The sequence below is a fragment of the Polaribacter sp. Z022 genome, assembly GCF_023555495.1.
Lineage (GTDB): Bacteria > Bacteroidota > Bacteroidia > Flavobacteriales > Flavobacteriaceae > Polaribacter.
Genome location: NZ_JALCZO010000001.1, coordinates 499552 through 520685 on the forward strand (window position 1 = coordinate 499552; position 21134 = coordinate 520685).

Below are 21134 nucleotides of genomic sequence, written 5' to 3' on the forward strand. Positions count from 1 at the left end.
AAATCTATGAAAACTGTTGAGATTTCTCTATAACCTTGAAAAAACAAATGAAAGAAATTAACAAAAATGTGCTTTAATCTTATTTACAATTGTTTGTGCTAAACGTTCTTTACTTTCAATAGTCCAACCTGCAACATGAGGAGTTAGTAAAACGTTTTCTGCATTGATTAAATATTTAAAGGCCTCTGGCATTTTATCATCAGAAAAAAGGTTTTCGAAAGATGATTTTTCATACTCTAAAACATCTAAACCAGCTCCTAAAATTTTACCTGATTTTAAAGCTTCAACTAAATCTTTTGTAACAACAGATTTTCCACGAGCTGTATTTATCAACCAAAATGATTTTTTAAATCTGTTGATGAAATCAGCATTTATCATGTTTTTGGTAATTTCGGTTTGTGGAGTATGTAAACTTAAAACATCTGCTTTTTCTTGCAATTCTTTAAAAGAAACTTGTGTGCAATTTTCATCTCCAACACTTGGTTTTATATCATAACACAAAACTTTAACATCAAAACCGCGAAGTTTTTTTGCGAAAGATTTTCCCATATTTCCATAGCCAATTAAACCAACAGTTCTTCCATCTAGTTCAATTCCTCTATTTTCTTCACGCAACCATTTTCCATTTCTAACTTCTTTATCGGCTTTATTTAACTTGTTAAAAAGCGATAAAAGCATACCTAAAGATTGCTCTCCAACTGCATTTCTATTCCCTTCTGGTGCAGCAATTAATTTAATGCCTTTACTTTCTGCATACTCACAATCTATATTTTCTAAACCAGCTCCAACACGTCCAATAAACTTTAGGTTTGTTGCTTTGTTTAAAAAAGCTTTATCAATAGAAAAACGACTTCTAATAATAAAACCATCATATACATGAATTTTATGTTCAATTTCTTCTTTTGATGATGTATAATCTTCATCATTAGAAAACCCTAAATCGTTTAGTTGATTAATTAGAAGAGGGTGATTTGAGTCTAGGTGTAAGATTTTCATAAATCTAAATTAATACTGCTCTTTTTCACTTGGAAAGTCGCCACTTTTTACATCATCAATATAAGATTCAAAAGCGCCAGTCATGTCTTTGTATAAATCTAAATATCTACGTAAAAAACGAGGATTAAACTCATGTGTCATTCCAATCATATCATGAGTTACTAAAACTTGTCCATCAACTCCATTTCCTGCACCAATACCAATTACAGGAATAGAAATAGCATCTGCAACTTGTTTTGCTAATTTAGCAGGCACTTTTTCTAATACTATTGCAAAGCATCCTAATCTTTCTAGCATTAAAGCATCTTCCATAAGTTTTTCTGCTTCTTCTTCTTCTTTTGCTCTTACTGTATAAGTACCAAATTTATAAATAGATTGTGGTGTTAAACCTAAATGACCCATTACAGGAATTCCTGCATTTAAAATACGTTTTATAGACTCTTTAATTTCTTTACCACCTTCTAATTTTATAGAATGACCACCAGATTCTTTCATAATTCTAATAGCAGAACGTAAAGCTTCTTTTGGGTCAGATTGGTAACTACCAAAAGGTAAATCTACAACAACCAAACACCTATCAATTGCTCTAACCACAGAACTTGCATGATAAATCATTTGATCTAAAGTTATTGGTAAAGTGGTTTCATGACCAGCCATAACATTAGAGGCAGAGTCACCTACTAAAAGTACATCAATTCCAGCACCATCTAAAATTTTTGCCATTGTAAAATCATAAGCAGTTAACATAGAGATTTTCTCTCCATTTTTTTTCATATCTACTAGAGATTTTACGGTAACTTTTTTATATTCTTTCTTTGCTACTGACATACTTTTTAATTTATTTAATAATGTAAATGTAAGAAATCTCGTTTAATAGTATACAAGTTAATATTTAGTTAATCTTAGGTTATTTTTTATAGAAATTCCTTTTTTTGGTTAGTTTTAGCTCTTTAAAAATCAAACTATTATGCTTAGAATTATAACATTTGTTATTGCAGTTATTTTTTCAATAACAATATCAGCTCAAAAAAAAACAGAAGAAAAAGCAATACAAAGTGTTATTGAAACCTTTTTTAAAGGTTTACATAATGGAGATAGTGCAGTTATAGGTAGTACATTACACAAAAACATTAAAATTCAAACTACGTTTACAAATAAAAAAGGAGTAAAGGTTTTAAAAACCGAATCTAAAGCCCAATTATTACAAAATATTGCAAAAAAGAAAAAAGAAGACATTTATTTAGAAAAACTACTTTCTTATACTATTAAAATTGATGGAAATTTAGCATCAGTTTGGACTCCTTATGAGTTTTATTTTAATGGAAAATTTAGTCATTGTGGTGCCAATTCTTTCCAATTATTTAATAATAATGGTGTTTGGGAAATTATTTATTTAGTAGATATGAGAAGAAGAGCAAAATGTAAAGCTATAAATCAAAAAAAATAGCATTATATTTGGTTTTTTTAAATCTAAAATGGCAGAAGAACAAGTTGTATTAAATACAGACAAATGGATTGATAATTATGCAGATTATATGTATAATTATGCTGTTGTACGTGTAAATAATAGTGATTTAGCTAAAGACTTAGTTCAAGATACTTTTTTTGCAGGCTTAAAATCTGCTAAAAATTTTCAAGGTAAATCTACAGAAAGAACTTGGTTAGTATCTATTTTAAAAAGAAAAATTATAGATCATTATAGAAAAATAAATTCTAAAAAAGGACAAGCAGAAGTTAGAATGAATTTTTATGATGATGGAGAAAACGAAGGGAGTTGGTTAGAAGAAAGAGTGCCACAAAGTTGGGATAATGCTTCAGAAAAATCAATAGAAAACAAAGAGTTAAAATCTCAGATAGATGCTTGTATAGATGCTTTGCCAGAAAAATATGGTATGGTGTTTAGAATGAAAACAATACAAGAGTTTGAAACTGAAGAAATTTGTAAGGAGTTAGATATTACAGCGTCAAATTTATGGGTTATTATACATAGAGCAAGAACACAGCTTAGAAAATGTATGGAAGATAACTGGTTTAATATTTAAAAAATGTTTAAAAGTTTAAGAATTACTTGCGATGAAGCTACAACCATATGTGACAAAAGTCAGTATGGTGCTGCAACATTATTAGAAAAATTGAAATTAAACCTTCATTTTCTTGGGTGCAAAATATGTTCTCTTTATACCAAACAGAATAACACGCTTACAAAAATTTATAAAGGGCATGCAAAGAGCTGTAAAGATAAAAAAGTTTGTATGAGTAAAGAAGATAAAGAAGCGCTTAAAAAAGAGTTAGAAAAAATAAAATTATAAAGATATTTTCGTGATTTTTAGAAAATCACATTTTTGATTTTTTGTTAGATTGAACGGAATTTATAGAAATGTAAATTCCGTTTTTTGTATTTTTGAAGTTCAGATTATTAGTAAATTCGATTTTAATATTTATAGATTAAAGCAAAGAAACCAACTTATTAAACAAGCTTAATTAACATGCATTTTTTACCAGAAAATATAGACAATTATGTAGTTGATCACTCTCAGCAAGAACCTACAATTCTTAAAGAATTAAGCAGAGAAACTTGGCAAAAAGTATTAAATCCAAGAATGTTAAGTGGGGCTTTTCAAGGAAGAGTTTTATCTATAATCACTAAATTAATTCAACCAAAAAATATATTAGAAATTGGTACTTATACAGGGTATTCTGCATTATGTTTAGCAGAAGGATTACATCCTAAAGGAAAAATATTTACAATAGATAAAAACGAAGAATTAGAAACTTTACAAAACAAATATTTTGAAAAGTCTAGTTACAGAAACCAAATAGAACAATTTGTAGGAAATGCTTTAGAAATTATACCTACAATCAATGAAAAATTCGATTTGGTTTTTATTGATGCAGATAAATCTAACTATATCAATTACTTTCATTTAATTATTGATAAAATGAATCCTGGAGGAATTATTTTATCTGACAATGTACTTTGGAGTGGGAAAATTGTTGAAGAATTAAACCCAAAAGATAAAGACACAAAAGTACTTTTAGAGTATAATAAATTGTTAAATGAAGATGCTAGATTAGAAACTGTTTTGTTGCCAATTAGAGATGGATTAACAATAAGTAGGGTAAAATAAATTAAAAGTTTCTTTTGATAGGACCAGTAAGGTCATCAATATTATCTTTTACGCTGTTAATTTCTTTATTAATACTTTTAGTTACATCAGTATCAATACCATTTTTTTCAGAACTTTCTTTAATTTCTTTTTTAATATCGTTAGTTGCATCTTTTACTTGACGCATTCCTTTTCCTAAACCTCTAGCAATTTCAGGAATCTTATCTGCACCAAAAACCATGACTACAATTAACATAACCACCATAATTTCTGGACCACTAATAAATAAAAAAGTTGTATTCATACTGTTACAAAGGTAAATATTTATCAGTATATAAACTTCACAAATTAAAATATTTGTAATTTAGAATTCAGAATTCTAAAAAAAAGCTATTTATGCTTAAAAAAGCACCTTTATTTTTGTTGTTAATTGTATTTTTTATCGGTTGTAAAGCTACTAAAATAACTAGAAATATTGATAAAAGTCTATCCAGTTCATTTTTCGAAAATCAGTTTACGGGTATTTATATTTATGATGTTAATGAAGATAAAGTGTTATACAATTATCAAGGAGAAAAATATTTTACACCTGCAAGTAATACCAAAATATTTACACTTTTTACAGGATTAGAAATGTTGCCAGATTCTATTCCTGCTTTTAAATATGCTATCAATAAAGATACAATCACAATTCAAGGAACTGGAGATCCAACATTATTTCATCCGTATTTTAAAGATAGTACAGCTTTAAAAATGATGCAAAAATTTAAAAAAGTACATTTAATTACGGATAATATTTCTGACAAAAGATATGGTGCTGGTTGGGCTTGGGAAGATTTTGATAGTTATTTTAGTGCAGAAAAAAATGCTTTTCCTGTTTACGGAAATGTGGTAACAGTTAGCAATCAAGATTCTTTAAAAGTATTTCCAAATTATTTCAAAAAACGATTAAAAATTACCGAAAAAGGGTATGGTAGAAAAGAGTATACAAACTCTTTTTATTATGGTAAAAATAGAACTAGAGAAACAGAAATACCTATGATTATGAGCGATTCTTTGCTCTTAAATCTTTTTAATGATATTATTCCAAATAAAGTATCCATTATAAAATCATCAACAATAAAACCAACATCAATTGCTTATAGTATAAAAAGCGATTCTTTGTTTAAAAGAATGATGATAGTGAGTGATAATTTTTTAGCAGAACAAATTTTAATTTTAGCATCTTCAACTTTATCAGATACTTTAAATTCATCAAAAGTTAGAAAGCATATTTTAGAAAATCAGTTAAAAGATTTACAACAAAAACCAAGATGGGTAGATGGTTCTGGGTTGAGTAGATACAACTTATTTTCTCCTATTTCTTTTGTAGATGTTTTATCTAAAATGTACAAAAAATACCCTCAAGAAAAATTGTTTCAATATTTTCCTGTTGGCGGAAAATCGGGCACACTAAAAAAATGGTATGCAGGCAATCTAAAACCCTATATTTATGCAAAATCGGGCACTTTAGGCAATAATTACAACCTAAGTGGATACTTAGTTACCAATTCTGGAAAAGTCTTAATCTTCAGTTATATGAATAACCATTATTTGCATTCTAACAATGCTATTAAAGAAAAAATGCAAACTACTTTTAAGTGGTTAAGAGATACTTATTAGTTTTTTAAATTTTCCATTTTAGATTAACGGAAAACCGTGAGATAAAAATTTCACTGTTTTCAGGGATTGACCAGTGTATTTTTATAATGTAATTTTATTTCGTAAAAAATTGCTAAATCTATATATAAAGTTAAAACTTTTATAACCCTTTATAATTATGGGATACAAGAAGTGTTTGTTGATATATAGATGGTTGGCTGTAATAAAAAAATTGAACATAAATATGAAAAACAAGTTTCTAATTATCTTAATGCTATTTTCTGTAATGGTTGGCTTTTGTCAGAACGAAACGATTACAAAAAATTTTACAAGGACTAAAACTGAGAAAATTGACTTCTCAAAAATTTATTATAAAAAAACAGGAAAAAAAATAGAAAAAAATGAATTCATTAAATTGGTTAAAAATAACCCTAATCTTCAAATAGAAAACATTATTGGAATAGATGGCGAGATTAAAAAGTATTTAGTCTTTTTTGAAAAAGGAAAAAAAAGCATAAAAAACAAAAGAAACAAACCTATTACCAAAGGAGATTTATTTCCTAATTTCATTGCAAAAACAATTGAAAATGAAAAGATTCAACTAAAAGATCATAAAGGAAAAATTATAATTTTAAGATTTGAACTAGAGGCAAATACTTTTAGATTTAAAAAAGAAGAAATTAAACAAATTGATTTATTAATAAATAAAATTGAAAAAAAGGAAGAAAAGATTAAATCAATAATATTCTTTGCTTCAAATGAATTAGATATTAAAGAAGGATTTGATTTACAAAATTCAAATTTTGAATTAATACCAAATAGTTTAAATTTTCACCAAAAATTTTCTATAACAAGATTTCCAACTACAATCATAATTGATAAAAACGGAAAATTAGTTGATTACTTTAAATATATGGAAGATATTAATTTAAATAAGTTAATTAAAGAATAAACTACAGCCAACACCGTACAAAATTAATTGCTTACTTTTTGCCTACTTACGAAAATCCTATCGGATTTTCTTTGTCAGTAATTATTTAGTAAATTCATTGCTTAAAAACGCAACTAACCTTGTACAAACACGTTAAAAATTAAACTTCACCAATCTATCATACATACTACTACTACTACAAACAATAGATATGTTTAAACTTTATTTCCATTTTAGATTAACGGAAAACCGTGAGAAAAAAAATTCACTGTTTTCAGGGATTGACAAGTGTTAATGTCTTAGTTATATTTACTGAAAAAAAATGGAAGAAACATTAAATGATATGAGTGTTCCTATTATCTTGTGGCATTCTTTAGAAATAGTAATTTTACTGGCTATTTTATATTTTTTGTATAAGCTTTATAAATACGTTAATAAAAAGAATATTTAAGCTTATTTAAAGCATTAAAAATGTAATTTAGCTTGTCTATCATACATTACAATACTACCAGCTACAGAAACATTTAAACTCAACTCAGATTTAAATTTTACCAAATGGTGCGATTTTTCTAAGGCAGTTTTAGACATTCCATGATCTTCTGCACCTAATAAATACACACAACGTTTAGGATGTGTAAAAGTTTCTAATTGTACCGCTTTTTCATCTAATTCTACACCAACTAACATGGCTCCTTTGGGTAGATTTTTAAAGAAATCTTCAAAAGTTTCGTAATGAAAATAAGGCATTGCACCAATAGCTTTATGTGTATCACAAGCTTGTTTTGCATAACGATTGCCAATGGTAAAAATAAAACTAGCGCCCATATTTTGTGCAGACCTCCAAAGTACACCTAAGTTTTCTGGTGTTTTTCCATTCTGAATTCCTATTCCAAAAAAACCTTGTTCTAAATTGTTTACCATTATTATTTTCTTTTCACCCTAATTTGTCATTTTTACCTTGTGGAGAAATCTCACAAATAAAAGATTAATTGAGATTTCTCAATTTCGTAAATTTGTTTCACAAGCTACCTTCAATAAAAAATATTTTTTGATATCAGTAATGTTCGAAATGACAATGTATTACTTTTTAATCAACATTCGCTTAATTTCATTCAACTTCATTAAGGCTTCAATAGGGGTTAACGTATCAATATTTGTGGCTAATATTTCTTCTTTAATGTTTTCTAATAAAGGATCGTCTAATTGAAAGAAACTCAATTGCATTTCTTCTTCCTGCGTTTGTTTTAAAACGTCTTTAACTTCTGTATTTTTATTGTTTTTTTCTAGTTGAGCCAATATTTTATTAGCTCTATGTATTACCATATTTGGCATTCCTGCAAGTTTAGCAACATGAATTCCAAAACTATGATTAGAACCTCCAGAAACCAATTTACGTAAGAAAATAATGGTATCTTCCAATTCTTTTACAGACACATTAAAGTTTTTAATGCGCTCAAAAGTGGTTGTCATTTCATTCAATTCATGATAATGAGTTGCAAACAATGTTTTTGCTTTGGTTGGATGCTCATGCAAGAACTCAGAAATTGCCCAAGCAATAGAAATTCCATCGTAAGTAGAAGTTCCACGTCCAATTTCATCTAACAAAACTAAACTGCGTTCAGAAATATTATTTAAAATAGATGCAGTTTCATTCATTTCTACCATAAACGTAGATTCTCCCATAGAAATATTATCACTAGCACCAACTCTGGTAAAAATCTTGTCTACAATACCAATTTTTGCATTTTGAGCAGGCACATAACTTCCCATTTGCGCTAATAAAACAATCAATGCAGTTTGTCTTAAAATGGCAGATTTACCAGACATATTGGGTCCTGTAATCATTATTATTTGTTGCTGATTTCTATTTAAAACAACATCGTTTGCAATATAAGTTTGATCTATTGGTAGTTGTTTTTCTATAACAGGATGACGTCCGTTTTTAATGTCTAAATCTGTGCTTTCATCCATAATTGGGCGCACATAATTGTTGTCAATTGCTAAAACAGAAAAAGACAATAAACAATCAATTTTTGCAATAATTTGCGCATTTTCTTGCACTTTTTGTACAAAACCAATGATATATTGCAATAATTTAGAAAATATTTCTTGCTCTAATTTGGCAATTTTTTCTTCAGCTCCTAGAATTTTGGTTTCATATTCTTTAAGTTCTTCAGTAATGTATCTTTCTGCAGAAACCAAAGTTTGTTTTCTAATCCATTCTTCTGGCACTTTGTCTTTATGCGTATTTCTAACTTCTATATAATACCCAAAAACGTTGTTAAACGCAATTTTTAAACTTGTAATACCTGTTCTCTCAGTTTCACGAGCTAACATATTATCTAAATACTCTTTACCAGAGTTAGATATGGCTCTTAAATCGTCTAATTCTTGATGAACACCATTTGCAATAGCATTTCCTTTATTAATGTTTACAGGAGCATCATCAAATAAAGTTTCGGAAATTTTATCAATTAAAACATCACAAGAATGCAATTGATTTCCTAATTCTTTTACAGTATTATTTTTACTTTTTTCAGCTTCATTTTTTATAGGTAAAATTGCTTTTAAAGAATTTTTTAACAAAACAATTTCTCTAGGTGATGCTTTGCCTGTAGCAACTTTAGAGATTAATCTTTCTATATCAGAAATTTGTTTTAATTGGTAAGTTACTGTCTGAGAAAATTCATCAGAATCTATAAAAAACTTTACCATTTCATGACGGTTTTTAATCTCGTCAATATTTTTTAAAGGCAATGCCAACCAACGTTTTAACAAACGTCCACCCATTGGTGAAATGGTTTTATCAATTACATCTAAAAGCGTTACTGCATTTACAGAATTAGGATTGTACAATTCTAAGTTTCTAACCGTAAAACGATCCATCCAAACATAATTGTCTTCTGCAATTCTGTTAATTCTTTGAATATGTTTTAATTGATTGTGTTGTGTTTCAGATAAATAATACAACACTGCACCAGCAGCAATAATTCCGTTTTTTACATCTTGAATTCCAAATCCTTTTAAGCTTTTTACCTCAAAATGATTGTGTAAAGTTTCGTTTGCATATTCTTTTTGAAAAACCCAATCATCTAAATAAAAAGTATAATATCTATTTTCAAAAAGTTCTAAAAATTGTTGCTTGTGTTGTTTTTGAACCAACACCTCACTAGGAGAAAAATTTTGCAACAATTTGTCTATGTATTCTGCATTTCCTTGTGCCACTAAATACTCTCCTGTAGACACATCTAAAAATGAAATTCCGAGTTGTTTTTTATCAAAATGAACCGCTGCTAAAAAGTTGTTTTTTTTAGTTTGTAAAACTTCATCATTTAAAGAAACTCCAGGAGTTACTAACTCTGTTACACCACGTTTTACAATGGTTTTGGTCATTTTAGGATCTTCTAATTGATCGCAAATGGCTACACGCATTCCTGCTTTAACCAACTTTGGCAAATAGGTATTTAAAGAATGATGTGGAAAACCTGCCAAAGCAGTTTCAGAATCTGAACCAGCACCACGTTTTGTAAGTGTAATTCCTAAAATACCAGCTGCTTTTTTAGCATCTTCACCAAAGGTTTCATAAAAATCTCCAACTCTAAAAAGCAACATTGCATCAGGATATTTATTCTTGATAGCATTGTATTGTTTCATTAAAGGAGTTACCTTTTTAGCTTTTGATTTTGCCAAGTTTTTGGAAATTTTCAGTTAGTTTTGCGAAGATAAAAATTAGTAAGCAGTTATTAGTAGCAGTTTACAGTGAACTTATTCACAAGATATGAGAAAATTAAAGAATAACGAATTAGGTAGAATTTCGGTTGATGAATTTAAAACCGTTAAAAAAACACCTTTAATTGTAGTTTTAGACAATATTAGAAGTTTAAATAATATTGGTTCTGTTTTTAGAACTAGTGATGCTTTTTTGATAGAAAAAATATATTTATGTGGTATTTGTGCAACTCCGCCAAATAAAGAAATTCATAAAACAGCTTTAGGAGCAACAGAATCTGTTGCTTGGGAATATGTAGAAGATACTTTGATTTTAGTTGAAAAATTAAAAGCAGAAAACATTAAAGTTTTGGCTATTGAGCAAGCTGAAAATTCAACAAAACTCGATACTTTTTATCCTAAGAAAGATGAAAAATATGCCATTGTAATGGGTAATGAAGTAAAAGGTGTACAACAGGAAGTGGTTAATGCTTCTGATTTATGCATTGAAATTCCACAATTAGGCACAAAACATTCATTGAATATCTCTGTAACTACTGGTGTTGTTTTGTGGGATTTGTTTCAAAAAATGAACAAATTATAGTTTTTTTAAATCTAAAATTCTATTTTTAGAATGTTAAACAAAAAAGCATTTAAAATGAATTTACAAGAAGATTACCTAGAAGAGCTAGTGCTATCATTAAACCCAGGAGGTTCTGAAGAAGAAGATGAAGGAAATGATGAAATTGATAATTCCTAAACTAATTTAAAATTATACCCTGAATTAAAATCAGGGTATATTACTTTATGCATAATAAATATTTAATTCTTTTTTTATTTCTAAGTACTACAATATTTTCTCAAAACACCAATTTTGATAAAACCGTAGACTCAATTACAGTTTTGTATAAAAACTACAAAAAAACGCTAAATCCTGAGATTTCTAAAATAGCTATTAATCTGGTTGATAAAACACAATCAGATAGTTTAATTTCTAAAACATATAAAAAATTTGGATTAAAAAGTTTTTTTAAGTCAGATAAAAAAACACTTATTTTAATTAAAGAAAATCTTAAAAAGTTATATAAAAAAAACAAAGACTCTTCTGTTTTAGCACAATTTTATTACATAAAAGGATTAGAATATAGACTTTTATACAAACCAGATAGTGCATTTTATTACCTTAATCGTTCTAAAAATATTTCTATTGCATTAAAAGATTCTTTAAGTGTTGGTGAAAAATACTTTAGAATGGGAATAGTACAATATAAAGTAAGAGATTATATAGGAACTGAAGCAACAGTTATAGAAGGATTAAAATATGTTGAGCCATTAAATGAAATTTATTTTACAGTATTTTTATATAAAAAATTAGGAAATGTTTTAATGATTACTGATAGACAAAATGAAGCTAGAGAGGTTTTTAAAAAAGCTTATTCTTTTGTAAAGAACAATAATAATAACTTTGACCTTGCAAAATTGTATGCTTCATTAGGAAAAACATATGAAAGTGAGGGAAACAATCTTAAAGCAAGTGAGTATTATTATAAATCATTACAGGTAGACAGTTTAGCTATTAAAATTCCTCATAGCTATGATTTAGCTTTAGAAGGATATTCTTACAATAACTTTAAGTTGGGCAATAAAGAACTTGCATTAAAAGGATATTTAGAAGTTTTAAAATCTCGAATAAAAAGGAAAGATGTAAATAACTACGTTTTTTCTTATTCTTTATTAGGAGAACTTTATGCTTCAACAAATCAAATAAAAAAAGCAATTTATCATACAAAAGAAGGGCTTAGAATTGCAAAAAAAATAAATCATAGTGAGCGTATTTTAGAAAATTTATTTTTACTTTCTAGGTTGGTAAAAGGAGAAAAAGGAAGACTATATTTAGAAGAACATTTTAAATTAAATGATAGTCTTTTTAAAAGAGAAAGATCTATTAAAAATCAATTTGCAAAAATTAGATTTGAAACAGAAAAAAAAGACAAAGAAAATAAAGAATTAAAAATAGATAATGACAGAAAACAATTACAGCTAGAAAGCGAAAAGCAACAAAAAACAATTGGTTGGTTAATTGCTGGTGCAGGTATTATGTTTATTGGTCTTGGTACAACAGTTGTTTTAAATAGAAGAAAAAAACTGCTTTTTGAAAGCAAACTTTTACAAATAGAAGCTAGAGAAAAAGAACGCCAACAAATAGCAAAATCATTGCATGATGAAGTTGCAGGCGACATAAGAATATTGCATAAAAAATTAGAAAAAAATAAATTAGTAGAAGAGTCTAAAGAATTAGATAGAGTTAAAGAAAATGTTAGAAGTTTATCACATCAATTAAGTAGTGTTTCTTTTGATGAGGTGTCTTTTAAAAACCAAATTGTAAATTTAGTTTCAGATTATTTTGAAGCAGATTTTAGAATTAAAATTAAAGATATTAATACAGTTAAATGGCAAGATGTTAATAATTTAATTAAAAGAACATTATTTTTATCTATTAGAGAAGCTTTGCAAAATATTGATAAATATGCAGAATCTTCAAACGTAATTATAAGCTTTAAAGAGTCTAAAAAGTCATTGTTTTTAACCATAAATGATAATGGAAAAGGATTTGATACTTCTTCTAAAAAGAAAGGTATTGGCTTAAAAAACATGAAAGAAAGAATAGAAGAAATTAATGGTGTTTTTTCTGTGGATAGTTTAAAAGAAAAAGGAACAACTATAAATATTGAAATCCCTAAAAATGGAAACTAAAATAAGAATTTTAATTGCAGATGATCATCAATTAGTAATACAAGGAATTACTTGTTCTTTAAAAGAAGTTGGAGATTTTGATATTGTAACTGCAACTACTTGTGATGAAGCTTTTCAATTGATAAAAACAAATCAAAATGCTAATCCATTTCAATTATTATTTACAGATTTAAGTTTTGATAATACAACAGAAGATTCTCTTTTAGATGGAGGAGAAGAGTTAATAAAAGCTATTAGAAATAATGATTTTGATGTAAAAATTGGCGTAATAACAGGGCATACAGAAACCAATAGAGTGTATAATGTAATTACAAACTTAAATCCGAATGCATATTTATTAAAAAGTAAATGCGATGCTAAAGAAATAGGTTTTGCAGTACAAAAAATGTTGGCAAATGATTATTACTATACACATGAAATTCATCAAAAAATAATGCGTAGAAACATTATTCAAATTCAAATGGATGATGTAGCAATACAAATATTAAAAGAATTGCCAAATCACCCTAAAATTGCCAATTTAGAAGGAGTTATTACCAAAGGAGATGGCTCTTTTTTAAAATTACGTTCTATAGAAACTAAATTAGGTAATTTAAGAACAGATTTAAATGCTAATAACAATACAGATTTGGTTTTAAAAGCCAAAGAATTAGGTATAATCGATTAAATTTTTCGCTTTTGCGGAAATCTACATTTTAAACTGCGGTTTTTTACGTTTTTAAACATTGTTAACAATGTACATTTGTAGTGTAATATTTAACCAAAATACTACAAAAAAAGGGATTAATTGCAGATATGAGATTAGGGGCTTATATCTAACATTAAGAGAAAAAGGAAAAAACCTTTCAGTTTTACTGAGAGGTTTTTTTATATGCCTAAAATCATTTTTGCAATCATAAAGTAAATTAGAATTCCAAAAATATCATTTGAAGTTGTAATAAAAGGACCTGTTGCAATTGCTGGATCTATACCTCTTTTGTTTAAGAAAAGTGGTACAAATGTACCTATTAAACCTGCTACAATAATTACAATAACTAATGAAACTGAAATTGCCATAGCTAAATTCATTTTACCTTGATATGCCCAAACAAAAAGAAATAAAAATAGTGCTAAAATTATTCCGTTTAAAGCCGCTAAAAGCATTTCTTTAAAAAGCCTGCTATTTATACTACCTTTTACATCATCATTAGCTAAACCTTGTACAATAATTGCAGATGATTGTACCCCAACATTACCTGCCATTGCTGCAATTAAAGGTGTAAAAAAGAACAATGCTGCGTACTTAGCAAATACACCATGAAAACCTTCCATAATTAAAAAAGCACCAACACCACCAATTAAACCTAAAAACAACCAAGGTAATCTTGCTTTTGTTAGTTCTATAATACTATCATCAGAATCTACATCTTGTACTAAACCTGCAGCTAATTGATAGTCTTTTTCTGCTTCTTCTTTTAAAACATCTACAATGTCATCAATTGTAATTCTTCCTTGTAAAACATTATTTTCATCTACTACTGGTATAGCTTCTAAATCGTACTTTGCCATAATTTTAGCAACTTCTTCTTCATCTTCATGTACGTTTACAGCATCTACTTTAGGAATGTATATTTCAGAAATTTTTTGTTCGTTTTTGGCAATAATTAAATCTTTTAAAGACAATCTACCAATTAATTTTTCTTCTTTATCTACAACATAAATAGAGTGTACCCTTGTTACATCTTTGGCTTGCCCTCTAATTCTTCTCATACAACCAGCAACTGTCCAAGTTTCATAAACTTTTACAAGTTCTTTTGCCATTAAAGCACCTGCTGTATCATCTTCATAAGATAATAGTTCTTTAATATCTGCAACTAATTCATCATCTTCTAAAGCAGAAATTACTCTTTTTTGTCTTTCTTCAGAAAGTTCTCCAATAATATCTGCAGCATCATCAGAATCCATTTCTTCAACTTCTTCTGCAATTTCTTTTGCTGATAAATTTTCTAGAATTTTTTCACGAATATCTTCGTCTAATTCCATTAAAATTTCAGACGTTTTTTCGCTATCTAAAAGCTTTATTATATAGATAGCTTCATCAAAATTTACTTCATCTAAAACCTCTGCTATATCTGCATAATGCACCTCTTTAAATAATGATCTAACTTCTTTGTCATTATTAGAATTTATAAGGTTTTGTAGGTTTTCTAGATAGTATGGAGTTATTTCAAATGCCATTTTCTGCGAGTTTTTTCGTCAATTCTATAAAGTCATTTACAGATAGTTGTTCTGGTCTTTTTGTAAAGATAAGTTCTTCTTTTAAAGAATCCGAAAGTTTAAACGATTTTAAACTAGAACGTAGCATTTTTCTTCTTTGATTAAAAGCAGTTTTTACTACTCTAAAAAATAATTTTTCGTCAACAGGTAATGTATAATTTTCTTTTCTTATTAATCTAATTACACCAGAATCTACTTTTGGAGGTGGATTAAAAACTGTTGGCGGAACTGTAAAAAGGTATTCTACATCATAAAAAGCTTGTGTTAAAACTGAAAGAATTCCATATACTTTACTTCCTTCTTTTTCAGCAATTCTCATGGCAACTTCTTTTTGAAACATGCCTGCAAATTCTGGCACAAACTCTCTGTTTTCTATGGCTTTAAAAACTATTTGAGTAGAAATATTATATGGAAAGTTACCAATGATTGCAACTTGCTTTTTATGAAAAGTTTCTTGTATGTTTTTCTTTAAAAAATCTCCCTCAATAATGTCAAAATTTTCTTTTGATGTGTCTAATTTAATATGCTCTAAAGGAAACGTTTCATGTAAATAAGCAACAGATTCTGTATCTAATTCCATAACAGTAACTTTTGCCTTTTTTTCTAACAAGTATTTAGTTAAAACCCCCATTCCTGGGCCAATTTCTAAGACATTATCATAACCGTTTTCAGTTAAAGCATCTGCAATATCTTTTGCAATTGTTTCATCTGTTAAAAAATGTTGACCTAAATGTTTTTTTGCTTTTACACTCATAATTTCTTAGGGTTTTTTAATTCCAAAACCAATAATTGTTAAAGATAAACCCAATCCGCATAAAACTCCTGCAATAGTTTCTTGGGGTTCAATACCCCATTTTAAATAGGCAAGCATTACACCTAAAATAAACAGAAAAACACCAATAAATGGAATTTTTTTTCTGTGTATGTAGAGTAGGTTGTTCATATTTAATTTTCTGAACTTGTTGGATAAAACTCTTTTATTACTTTTAACTCTGTAGTAAAAGTTAACATTTTATCTGCAAATTTTTTAAGACCTTCAATTCTTAAACCATCTGCTTCTTCTTTGTAAAAATCTTCTAAATCTTCGCGCGTATTTGCAGTATATTGTACAGAATACGTTCTTCCTCCCATTTCTTCTTCTACCAATACTTCTGTAAATTTTGCAGAAGAAAATTTACCTGTATTTAACACATCTAAAATATGGGTTTCCATCCATGTTAGCCATTCATTATGAACACTATCATCTATATTTATAGTTACGTTATATATGTACATTTTTTTGTTTTAGGTTTTTAAATTAAACTTTATCACCTCTTATTTTTCTATATTTTTTTCTAGCATCTACTAAATAGATACTAGAAGAATAATCAAAAATAATCTTTTGATAGTATTCTGATGCTTTTTCTGGGTTATTTAATTGATTATTATATAACTCTGCCATTTCATAATAAACATCATCAATTAAGATTCCATCTGAAAACAATGAAATTATTTTTTCAAAATTTGCAATAGCAGCTTCAAATTGATTTATTTTAATAAATAATTTTGCTTGTTTAAACAGTGCTTCATCTTCTATGGGTTGACCTTTAAATTTTTTATTTATAACATGTAAAGTATCAATAGCTTGTTGCGTTTTGTTTTGAAAAGCCAACAATTCTGCTTTAGAATATTCTTTTAATCCAGAAGGAATTGAATCTACAGGTTCATTATCTGTTATAATTAAAAACAACTCTAATGCGTCGTTAGCAATTAATTGAGTTGTAGAACCTTTTAAGACTTTTAATTGTGCTTTAGCCCAAGTAAAATCGCTTTTAAAATAACTAGTTTGAGCAACTTTAAAACGTGCTTGTTGTGCTAATTCGTGGTTTTTTAATTTAGATTGAATTTGAGAAAAATAGATTAATGCCTTGTTGTATTTGCCTGTAAAAACTAAAATATCTCCAAGTTTTAATTTTATTCTAGCTTCATTAAATTTTGATTGAGAAAAGGTTAAAGCATGTTCTAAAATTTGTTTTGCTTGTTTAGGTTTGTTTTCTTGAAAGGTTAAGAAATCTGCATATTCAACTTGTAATTTTATTGTTGATGGATTTTTACCAAATTGATGAAAAAGAGATTGAAATAAGGTTTCTGTTTCTGGGTTTTTAGTAGCAATATAAATTTTTGAAATGTATAAATAGGCTTCTATCTTTTCTTCATTTAAAGTTGATTTTTCTATGATATAATTAAAACAATTTTTTGCAGAACTATAACTTTTGTTTTCAAATGCTATTCTTCCTATTCTAAAAAAAGAACCTAAATCTGTTGGGTTTCTTTGGTATAAGGCTTTTTCTTGTACCAAGGCTTTTTCATAATCTTTTTGTTGCGTAAACAACCAACTTAACAAAACATTCCAAACATCTTTTGGGTTACTTGCAGATTTTCTTAAAAGTGTTTTTCTAAATAAAATGTTTGCTTCATTTTCAGAATCATCTGTAATGTATTTACTAGCATATCTTTGTACTAAATTAAAATAGTTTTCACTTTTATCTACTAGATTAATGTAAGATTCAAACATTTTTTTAAAATCTCCTTTTTCTCCATATATCTGAGCAATTTGAAAACTATAGTTGGCATTTTTGTTTTTAGCCATTACTTTTTGATATGCTAAAATTGCATTATCTAAAAGATTGTATTCTTTAAAAATACGACCCGTTATTCCTCCATAAGAAGCATTTTTATCTAAAGAATTTAAGGCTAGTTGATAATTGCTTTCAGCTAGTTCTTTTTGTTGTTGACGTTCGTAATTATATCCTAAATAAACATATAAAAATCCTTGTTTAGAATTCTGATTAATTTTAGATTTTAATAATTTTTCTGCTTCTAAGAATTGATTTGTTTCTTGGTAGCAAGAAATTAATCTACCTAAATAAGAGGTGTTAAAAGGACTTTTAGAATATAGTTTTTTAAATACTTGAGCTGCTTTTTCATAAGCACCTTCTCTATAATAACTTTCTCCTAGTAAATAATCGTTTTGAGAGAAGCTAATGCTAGTAATAGTAAGAAAAATAAGCAAAAATATTTTTTTCATCTAAATCAAAGATACTTAAGAAATATGTTAAATTTTTATTAAAGATAGATATTAAAAGAGCTTTCTTGTAACATTTTGGCACGAAACTTGTCTACTATATAAATAACCAATCAAATTTAAAGTTATGAATACATTTTCTAAAAAATACGAAACAGCAAAAAATAACTCAATAGAGTTTATGAAAAACGGTCAAATAAGCGCTTATTTTAATGCACTTTTAGAAATGAATAAATATAAAAGATTAATGGTAGCAGTAGTTGCTAATTAGTATACAGTAAAACAGTGTTTTTAAGCAAAAAAGCTAACAAAATACTGTAAACTAAACACTAATATGTTAATCAATCATATCAAACCCACAATAAGGCACCAATACTTCTGGTATTTTAATTCCTTCTTCTGTTTGGTAATTTTCTAAAATTCCTGCTAAAACACGAGGTAAAGCCAAAGAACTACCATTTAATGTGTGTGCTAATTCGCTTTTACCTTCTTTATTTTTAAAACGAAGTTTTAATCTATTTGCCTGAAAAGTTTCAAAGTTTGATGCAGAACTAATTTCTAACCACCTGTCTTGAGCAGTAGAAAATAATTCGAAATCAAAAGTTAATGCAGATGTAAAACCTGTATCTCCTCCACACAAGCGTAAAATTCTATAAGGTAATTTTAATTCTCTTAAAATATCTTTAATATGTTCTACCATTCCGTTTAAAGCTTGGTAAGAATTATTAGGATGTTCTACTCTTACAATTTCTACTTTATCAAATTGGTGTACTCTATTTAAACCACGTACATGCGCTCCATAACTTCCTGCTTCACGTCTAAAACATGGAGTATAACCAGTATATTTTATAGGAAAATCTGCCTCTTGCATTAAATTTCCACGAAAAATATTCGTAATTGGTACTTCTGCAGTTGGTATTAAGTATAAATCATCAACATTTGCATGGTACATTTGTCCATCTTTATCTGGCAATTGACCAGTTGCTGTTGCAGAAGCTTCATTTACTAAATGAGGAACTTGTACTTCTTGGTAACCAGCTTTTGTATTTTTATCTAAGAAATAATTGATTAAAGCACGTTGTAATCTTGCACCTTTTCCTTTGTAAACAGGAAATCCAGCACCTGTAATTTTAGTACCCAACTCAAAATCTATAATATCATATTTTTTGGCTAACTCCCAATGAGGTAATGCGTTTTCTCCTAAATTAGGAATAATTCCTTCGCTAAAAATCTTCTCATTATCTTCTTCTGAAGTACCTGCTTTTACAGAAGCATGAGGAATGTTAGGAATTTGATATAATAAACCTTGTAACTCATCAGCAAAAACATTTAAACTTTCTGCAAGTTCTTTAGATTTTTCTTTTAACTGACCTGTTTTTTCTTTTAAAAGATTTGCTTTTTGTACTTCTCCAGATTTAAAAAAGCCACCAATTTCTTTGGATATTTTATTAGATTCTGCTAATGTATTATCTAACTCTACTTGAGTTTTTCTTCTATTTTCATCAGCTGTTAAAACTTGTTTTATAATTTCTTCTGCGTTTGCAAAATTACGTTTTGCTAAACCTTCTAAAACAGTTTCTTTGTGGTCTCTAATAAATTGTACTTGTAACATTTTCTTTTGTATTAATGCCACAAAGATACAGTAAGCTTAAGACTTAAACAATGTAGAATTAGAGATTGTTTTTTATATAAATTCTAGCCGTTTTTTCGTCTGTTTTTATTTGCTCAATTAAAGTTTTAATAGAGCTAAATTTCTTTTCATCACGTAAAAAATACAATAATTCAATGGTAAGAATTTTGTTGTATAAGTCTTTATTAAAATCAAAGAAATGTACTTCTATAGTTTGATGTGTACCATCTACAGTTGGTCTGTTTCCAATATTCATCATTCCAAAAACTGTTTTGTTTTCTATAATAGATTGTACTACATACACTCCTGTTTTTGGTATTAATTTGTAATTTTCTTTAACATCAATATTTGCGGTAGGAAAACCAATTTTACCACCCAATTGTTTTCCGTTAACAACTGTACCAGTTAACATAAAATTATATCCTAAATAATTGTTTGCAGTTTTTAGGTTTCCTTCTGTTAAAGCGCGTCTTACTTTTGTAGAGCTTACAGAAACATCATCTATATCTTGAGCAGGAATTTCTTCAACAGTAAAATCATATAAGTGGCTATATTCTGTTAATTGAACAATGTTTCCTTCTCTATTTTTTCCAAAATGATGATCATAACCAATAATTAATTTTGAAATATTTAATTGATTCACTAAAATGTCTCTAACAAACTCTAAAGCTGTCATTCTAGAAAACTCTTTACTAAAAGGATGTATAATTAAATAATCTAATCCTGTTTTTTTAAGCAGTTCTGCTCTTTCTTCTATAGTATTTATTAACTCTAAAGAATTGTCTTTTTGTAACACCATTCTTGGATGTGGAAAAAAAGTAAGTAAAACAGATTTTTTTTTTGCTTTTTTAGCCTCTAAAACTAGCTTCTCAATAATTTTTTGATGCCCAAAATGCACACCATCAAAAGTACCTATGGTTACATAAGTTTTTTTAGTAGTTGAAAAGTTGGAAATATCTTGAATTGAATCCAAATAAACGTAAATTTAAGTATGGTACAAATGTACAATTTCTAACTGTTTTTATGAATATGTAACAGAGTAGTTTT

Annotated in this window: 22 protein-coding genes; 10 read left to right on the plus strand and 12 right to left on the minus strand. The window is 27.6% G+C overall.

Annotated features, from left to right (window positions below; all coding sequences use genetic code 11):
- Nucleotides 1-57 precede the first annotated feature (57 nt).
- Entirely contained in the window at nucleotides 58-996 is a 939-nt protein-coding gene (locus MPF13_RS02260; protein WP_249980688.1) for a 2-hydroxyacid dehydrogenase, read from the minus strand.
- Nucleotides 997-1005: 9 nt separating this feature from the next.
- Complete coding sequence (gene panB, locus MPF13_RS02265) at nucleotides 1006-1824, minus strand: 3-methyl-2-oxobutanoate hydroxymethyltransferase (protein WP_249980689.1); 819 nt, start codon at nucleotides 1822-1824, stop codon at nucleotides 1006-1008.
- Nucleotides 1825-1963: 139 nt separating this feature from the next.
- On the opposite strand from panB, the gene MPF13_RS02270 reads away from it, so the two are divergent.
- From MPF13_RS02270 to MPF13_RS02285, 4 genes are all read left to right on the plus strand, one after another.
- Entirely contained in the window at nucleotides 1964-2443 is a 480-nt protein-coding gene (locus MPF13_RS02270) for a nuclear transport factor 2 family protein (protein WP_249980690.1), read from the plus strand.
- A 28-nt stretch (nucleotides 2444-2471) separates the two neighbouring features.
- On the plus strand, nucleotides 2472-3038 hold the full coding sequence (locus MPF13_RS02275) for a sigma-70 family RNA polymerase sigma factor (protein WP_249980691.1): 567 nt from the start codon (nucleotides 2472-2474) through the stop codon (nucleotides 3036-3038).
- A gap of 3 nt (nucleotides 3039-3041) precedes the next feature.
- Complete coding sequence (locus tag MPF13_RS02280; protein ID WP_249980692.1) at nucleotides 3042-3305, plus strand: hypothetical protein; 264 nt, start codon at nucleotides 3042-3044, stop codon at nucleotides 3303-3305.
- Between the two features lie 177 nt (nucleotides 3306-3482).
- Entirely contained in the window at nucleotides 3483-4124 is a 642-nt protein-coding gene (locus tag MPF13_RS02285) for an O-methyltransferase (protein ID WP_249980693.1), read from the plus strand.
- Between the two features lies 1 nt (nucleotide 4125).
- On the opposite strand, the gene MPF13_RS02290 is transcribed toward MPF13_RS02285, so the two are convergent.
- Entirely contained in the window at nucleotides 4126-4407 is a 282-nt protein-coding gene (locus MPF13_RS02290; protein WP_249980694.1) for a Sec-independent protein translocase subunit TatA/TatB, read from the minus strand.
- A 92-nt stretch (nucleotides 4408-4499) separates the two neighbouring features.
- Between MPF13_RS02290 and MPF13_RS02295 the strand changes: the two genes are divergently transcribed.
- On the plus strand, nucleotides 4500-5765 hold the full coding sequence (locus MPF13_RS02295) for a D-alanyl-D-alanine carboxypeptidase/D-alanyl-D-alanine-endopeptidase (RefSeq protein WP_249980695.1): 1266 nt from the start codon (nucleotides 4500-4502) through the stop codon (nucleotides 5763-5765).
- Between the two features lie 223 nt (nucleotides 5766-5988).
- A complete protein-coding gene (locus MPF13_RS02300; RefSeq protein ID WP_249980696.1) occupies nucleotides 5989-6696 on the plus strand; it encodes a redoxin domain-containing protein in 708 nt (235 codons plus the stop codon).
- A 444-nt stretch (nucleotides 6697-7140) separates the two neighbouring features.
- On the opposite strand, the gene MPF13_RS02305 is transcribed toward MPF13_RS02300, so the two are convergent.
- Complete coding sequence (locus MPF13_RS02305) at nucleotides 7141-7596, minus strand: RNA methyltransferase (RefSeq protein ID WP_249980697.1); 456 nt, start codon at nucleotides 7594-7596, stop codon at nucleotides 7141-7143.
- 159 nt (nucleotides 7597-7755) lie between these two features.
- The gene (gene mutS / locus MPF13_RS02310; RefSeq protein WP_502924068.1) at nucleotides 7756-10329 is read right to left on the minus strand and encodes a DNA mismatch repair protein MutS; all 2574 of its coding nucleotides are present in this window, start codon (nucleotides 10327-10329) and stop codon (nucleotides 7756-7758) included.
- A 124-nt stretch (nucleotides 10330-10453) separates the two neighbouring features.
- Between mutS and MPF13_RS02315 the strand changes: the two genes are divergently transcribed.
- The 3 genes from MPF13_RS02315 (at nucleotide 10454) to MPF13_RS02325 (ending at nucleotide 13804) form a co-directional block, all read left to right on the plus strand.
- Complete coding sequence (locus MPF13_RS02315) at nucleotides 10454-10987, plus strand: RNA methyltransferase (protein ID WP_249980699.1); 534 nt, start codon at nucleotides 10454-10456, stop codon at nucleotides 10985-10987.
- A gap of 203 nt (nucleotides 10988-11190) precedes the next feature.
- Nucleotides 11191-13137, plus strand: a complete 1947-nt coding sequence (locus MPF13_RS02320; RefSeq protein ID WP_249980700.1) for an ATP-binding protein — start codon at nucleotides 11191-11193, stop codon at nucleotides 13135-13137.
- The gene (locus MPF13_RS02325) at nucleotides 13127-13804 is read left to right on the plus strand and encodes a response regulator transcription factor (protein ID WP_249980701.1); all 678 of its coding nucleotides are present in this window, start codon (nucleotides 13127-13129) and stop codon (nucleotides 13802-13804) included. The genes MPF13_RS02320 and MPF13_RS02325 overlap by 11 nt, the downstream gene beginning before the upstream one ends.
- Before the next feature lie 200 nt (nucleotides 13805-14004).
- On the opposite strand, the gene mgtE is transcribed toward MPF13_RS02325, so the two are convergent.
- Genes mgtE through MPF13_RS02350 form a run of 5 tightly spaced genes read right to left on the minus strand, consistent with a single transcriptional unit; the run spans nucleotide 14005 to nucleotide 18460 of the window.
- Nucleotides 14005-15354 (minus strand): magnesium transporter, encoded by a 1350-nt coding sequence (gene mgtE / locus MPF13_RS02330; protein WP_249980702.1) that lies wholly within the window; start codon nucleotides 15352-15354, stop codon nucleotides 14005-14007.
- On the minus strand, nucleotides 15344-16147 hold the full coding sequence (rsmA, locus tag MPF13_RS02335) for a 16S rRNA (adenine(1518)-N(6)/adenine(1519)-N(6))-dimethyltransferase RsmA (protein WP_249980703.1): 804 nt from the start codon (nucleotides 16145-16147) through the stop codon (nucleotides 15344-15346). The genes mgtE and rsmA overlap by 11 nt, the downstream gene beginning before the upstream one ends.
- Nucleotides 16148-16153: 6 nt before the next feature.
- Nucleotides 16154-16336: a hypothetical protein gene (locus MPF13_RS02340; protein WP_249980704.1), complete on the minus strand. Its 183-nt coding sequence runs from the start codon at nucleotides 16334-16336 to the stop codon at nucleotides 16154-16156.
- A 2-nt stretch (nucleotides 16337-16338) separates the two neighbouring features.
- Nucleotides 16339-16668 carry a DUF4286 family protein gene (locus MPF13_RS02345; RefSeq protein ID WP_249980705.1) on the minus strand — a complete coding sequence of 110 codons (330 nt, stop codon included), beginning with the start codon at nucleotides 16666-16668 and terminating at the stop codon, nucleotides 16339-16341.
- Between the two features lie 22 nt (nucleotides 16669-16690).
- Complete coding sequence (locus MPF13_RS02350) at nucleotides 16691-18460, minus strand: tetratricopeptide repeat protein (protein WP_249980706.1); 1770 nt, start codon at nucleotides 18458-18460, stop codon at nucleotides 16691-16693.
- 124 nt (nucleotides 18461-18584) lie between these two features.
- On the opposite strand from MPF13_RS02350, the gene MPF13_RS02355 reads away from it, so the two are divergent.
- Nucleotides 18585-18728: a hypothetical protein gene (locus MPF13_RS02355; protein WP_249980707.1), complete on the plus strand. Its 144-nt coding sequence runs from the start codon at nucleotides 18585-18587 to the stop codon at nucleotides 18726-18728.
- Nucleotides 18729-18794: 66 nt separating this feature from the next.
- On the opposite strand, the gene serS is transcribed toward MPF13_RS02355, so the two are convergent.
- Entirely contained in the window at nucleotides 18795-20069 is a 1275-nt protein-coding gene (serS, locus tag MPF13_RS02360; RefSeq protein WP_249980997.1) for a serine--tRNA ligase, read from the minus strand.
- Between the two features lie 58 nt (nucleotides 20070-20127).
- Nucleotides 20128-21060, minus strand: coding sequence for a bifunctional riboflavin kinase/FAD synthetase (locus tag MPF13_RS02365; RefSeq protein ID WP_249980708.1), 933 nt, complete (start codon nucleotides 21058-21060; stop codon nucleotides 20128-20130).
- Between the last annotated feature and the right edge of the window lie 74 nt (nucleotides 21061-21134).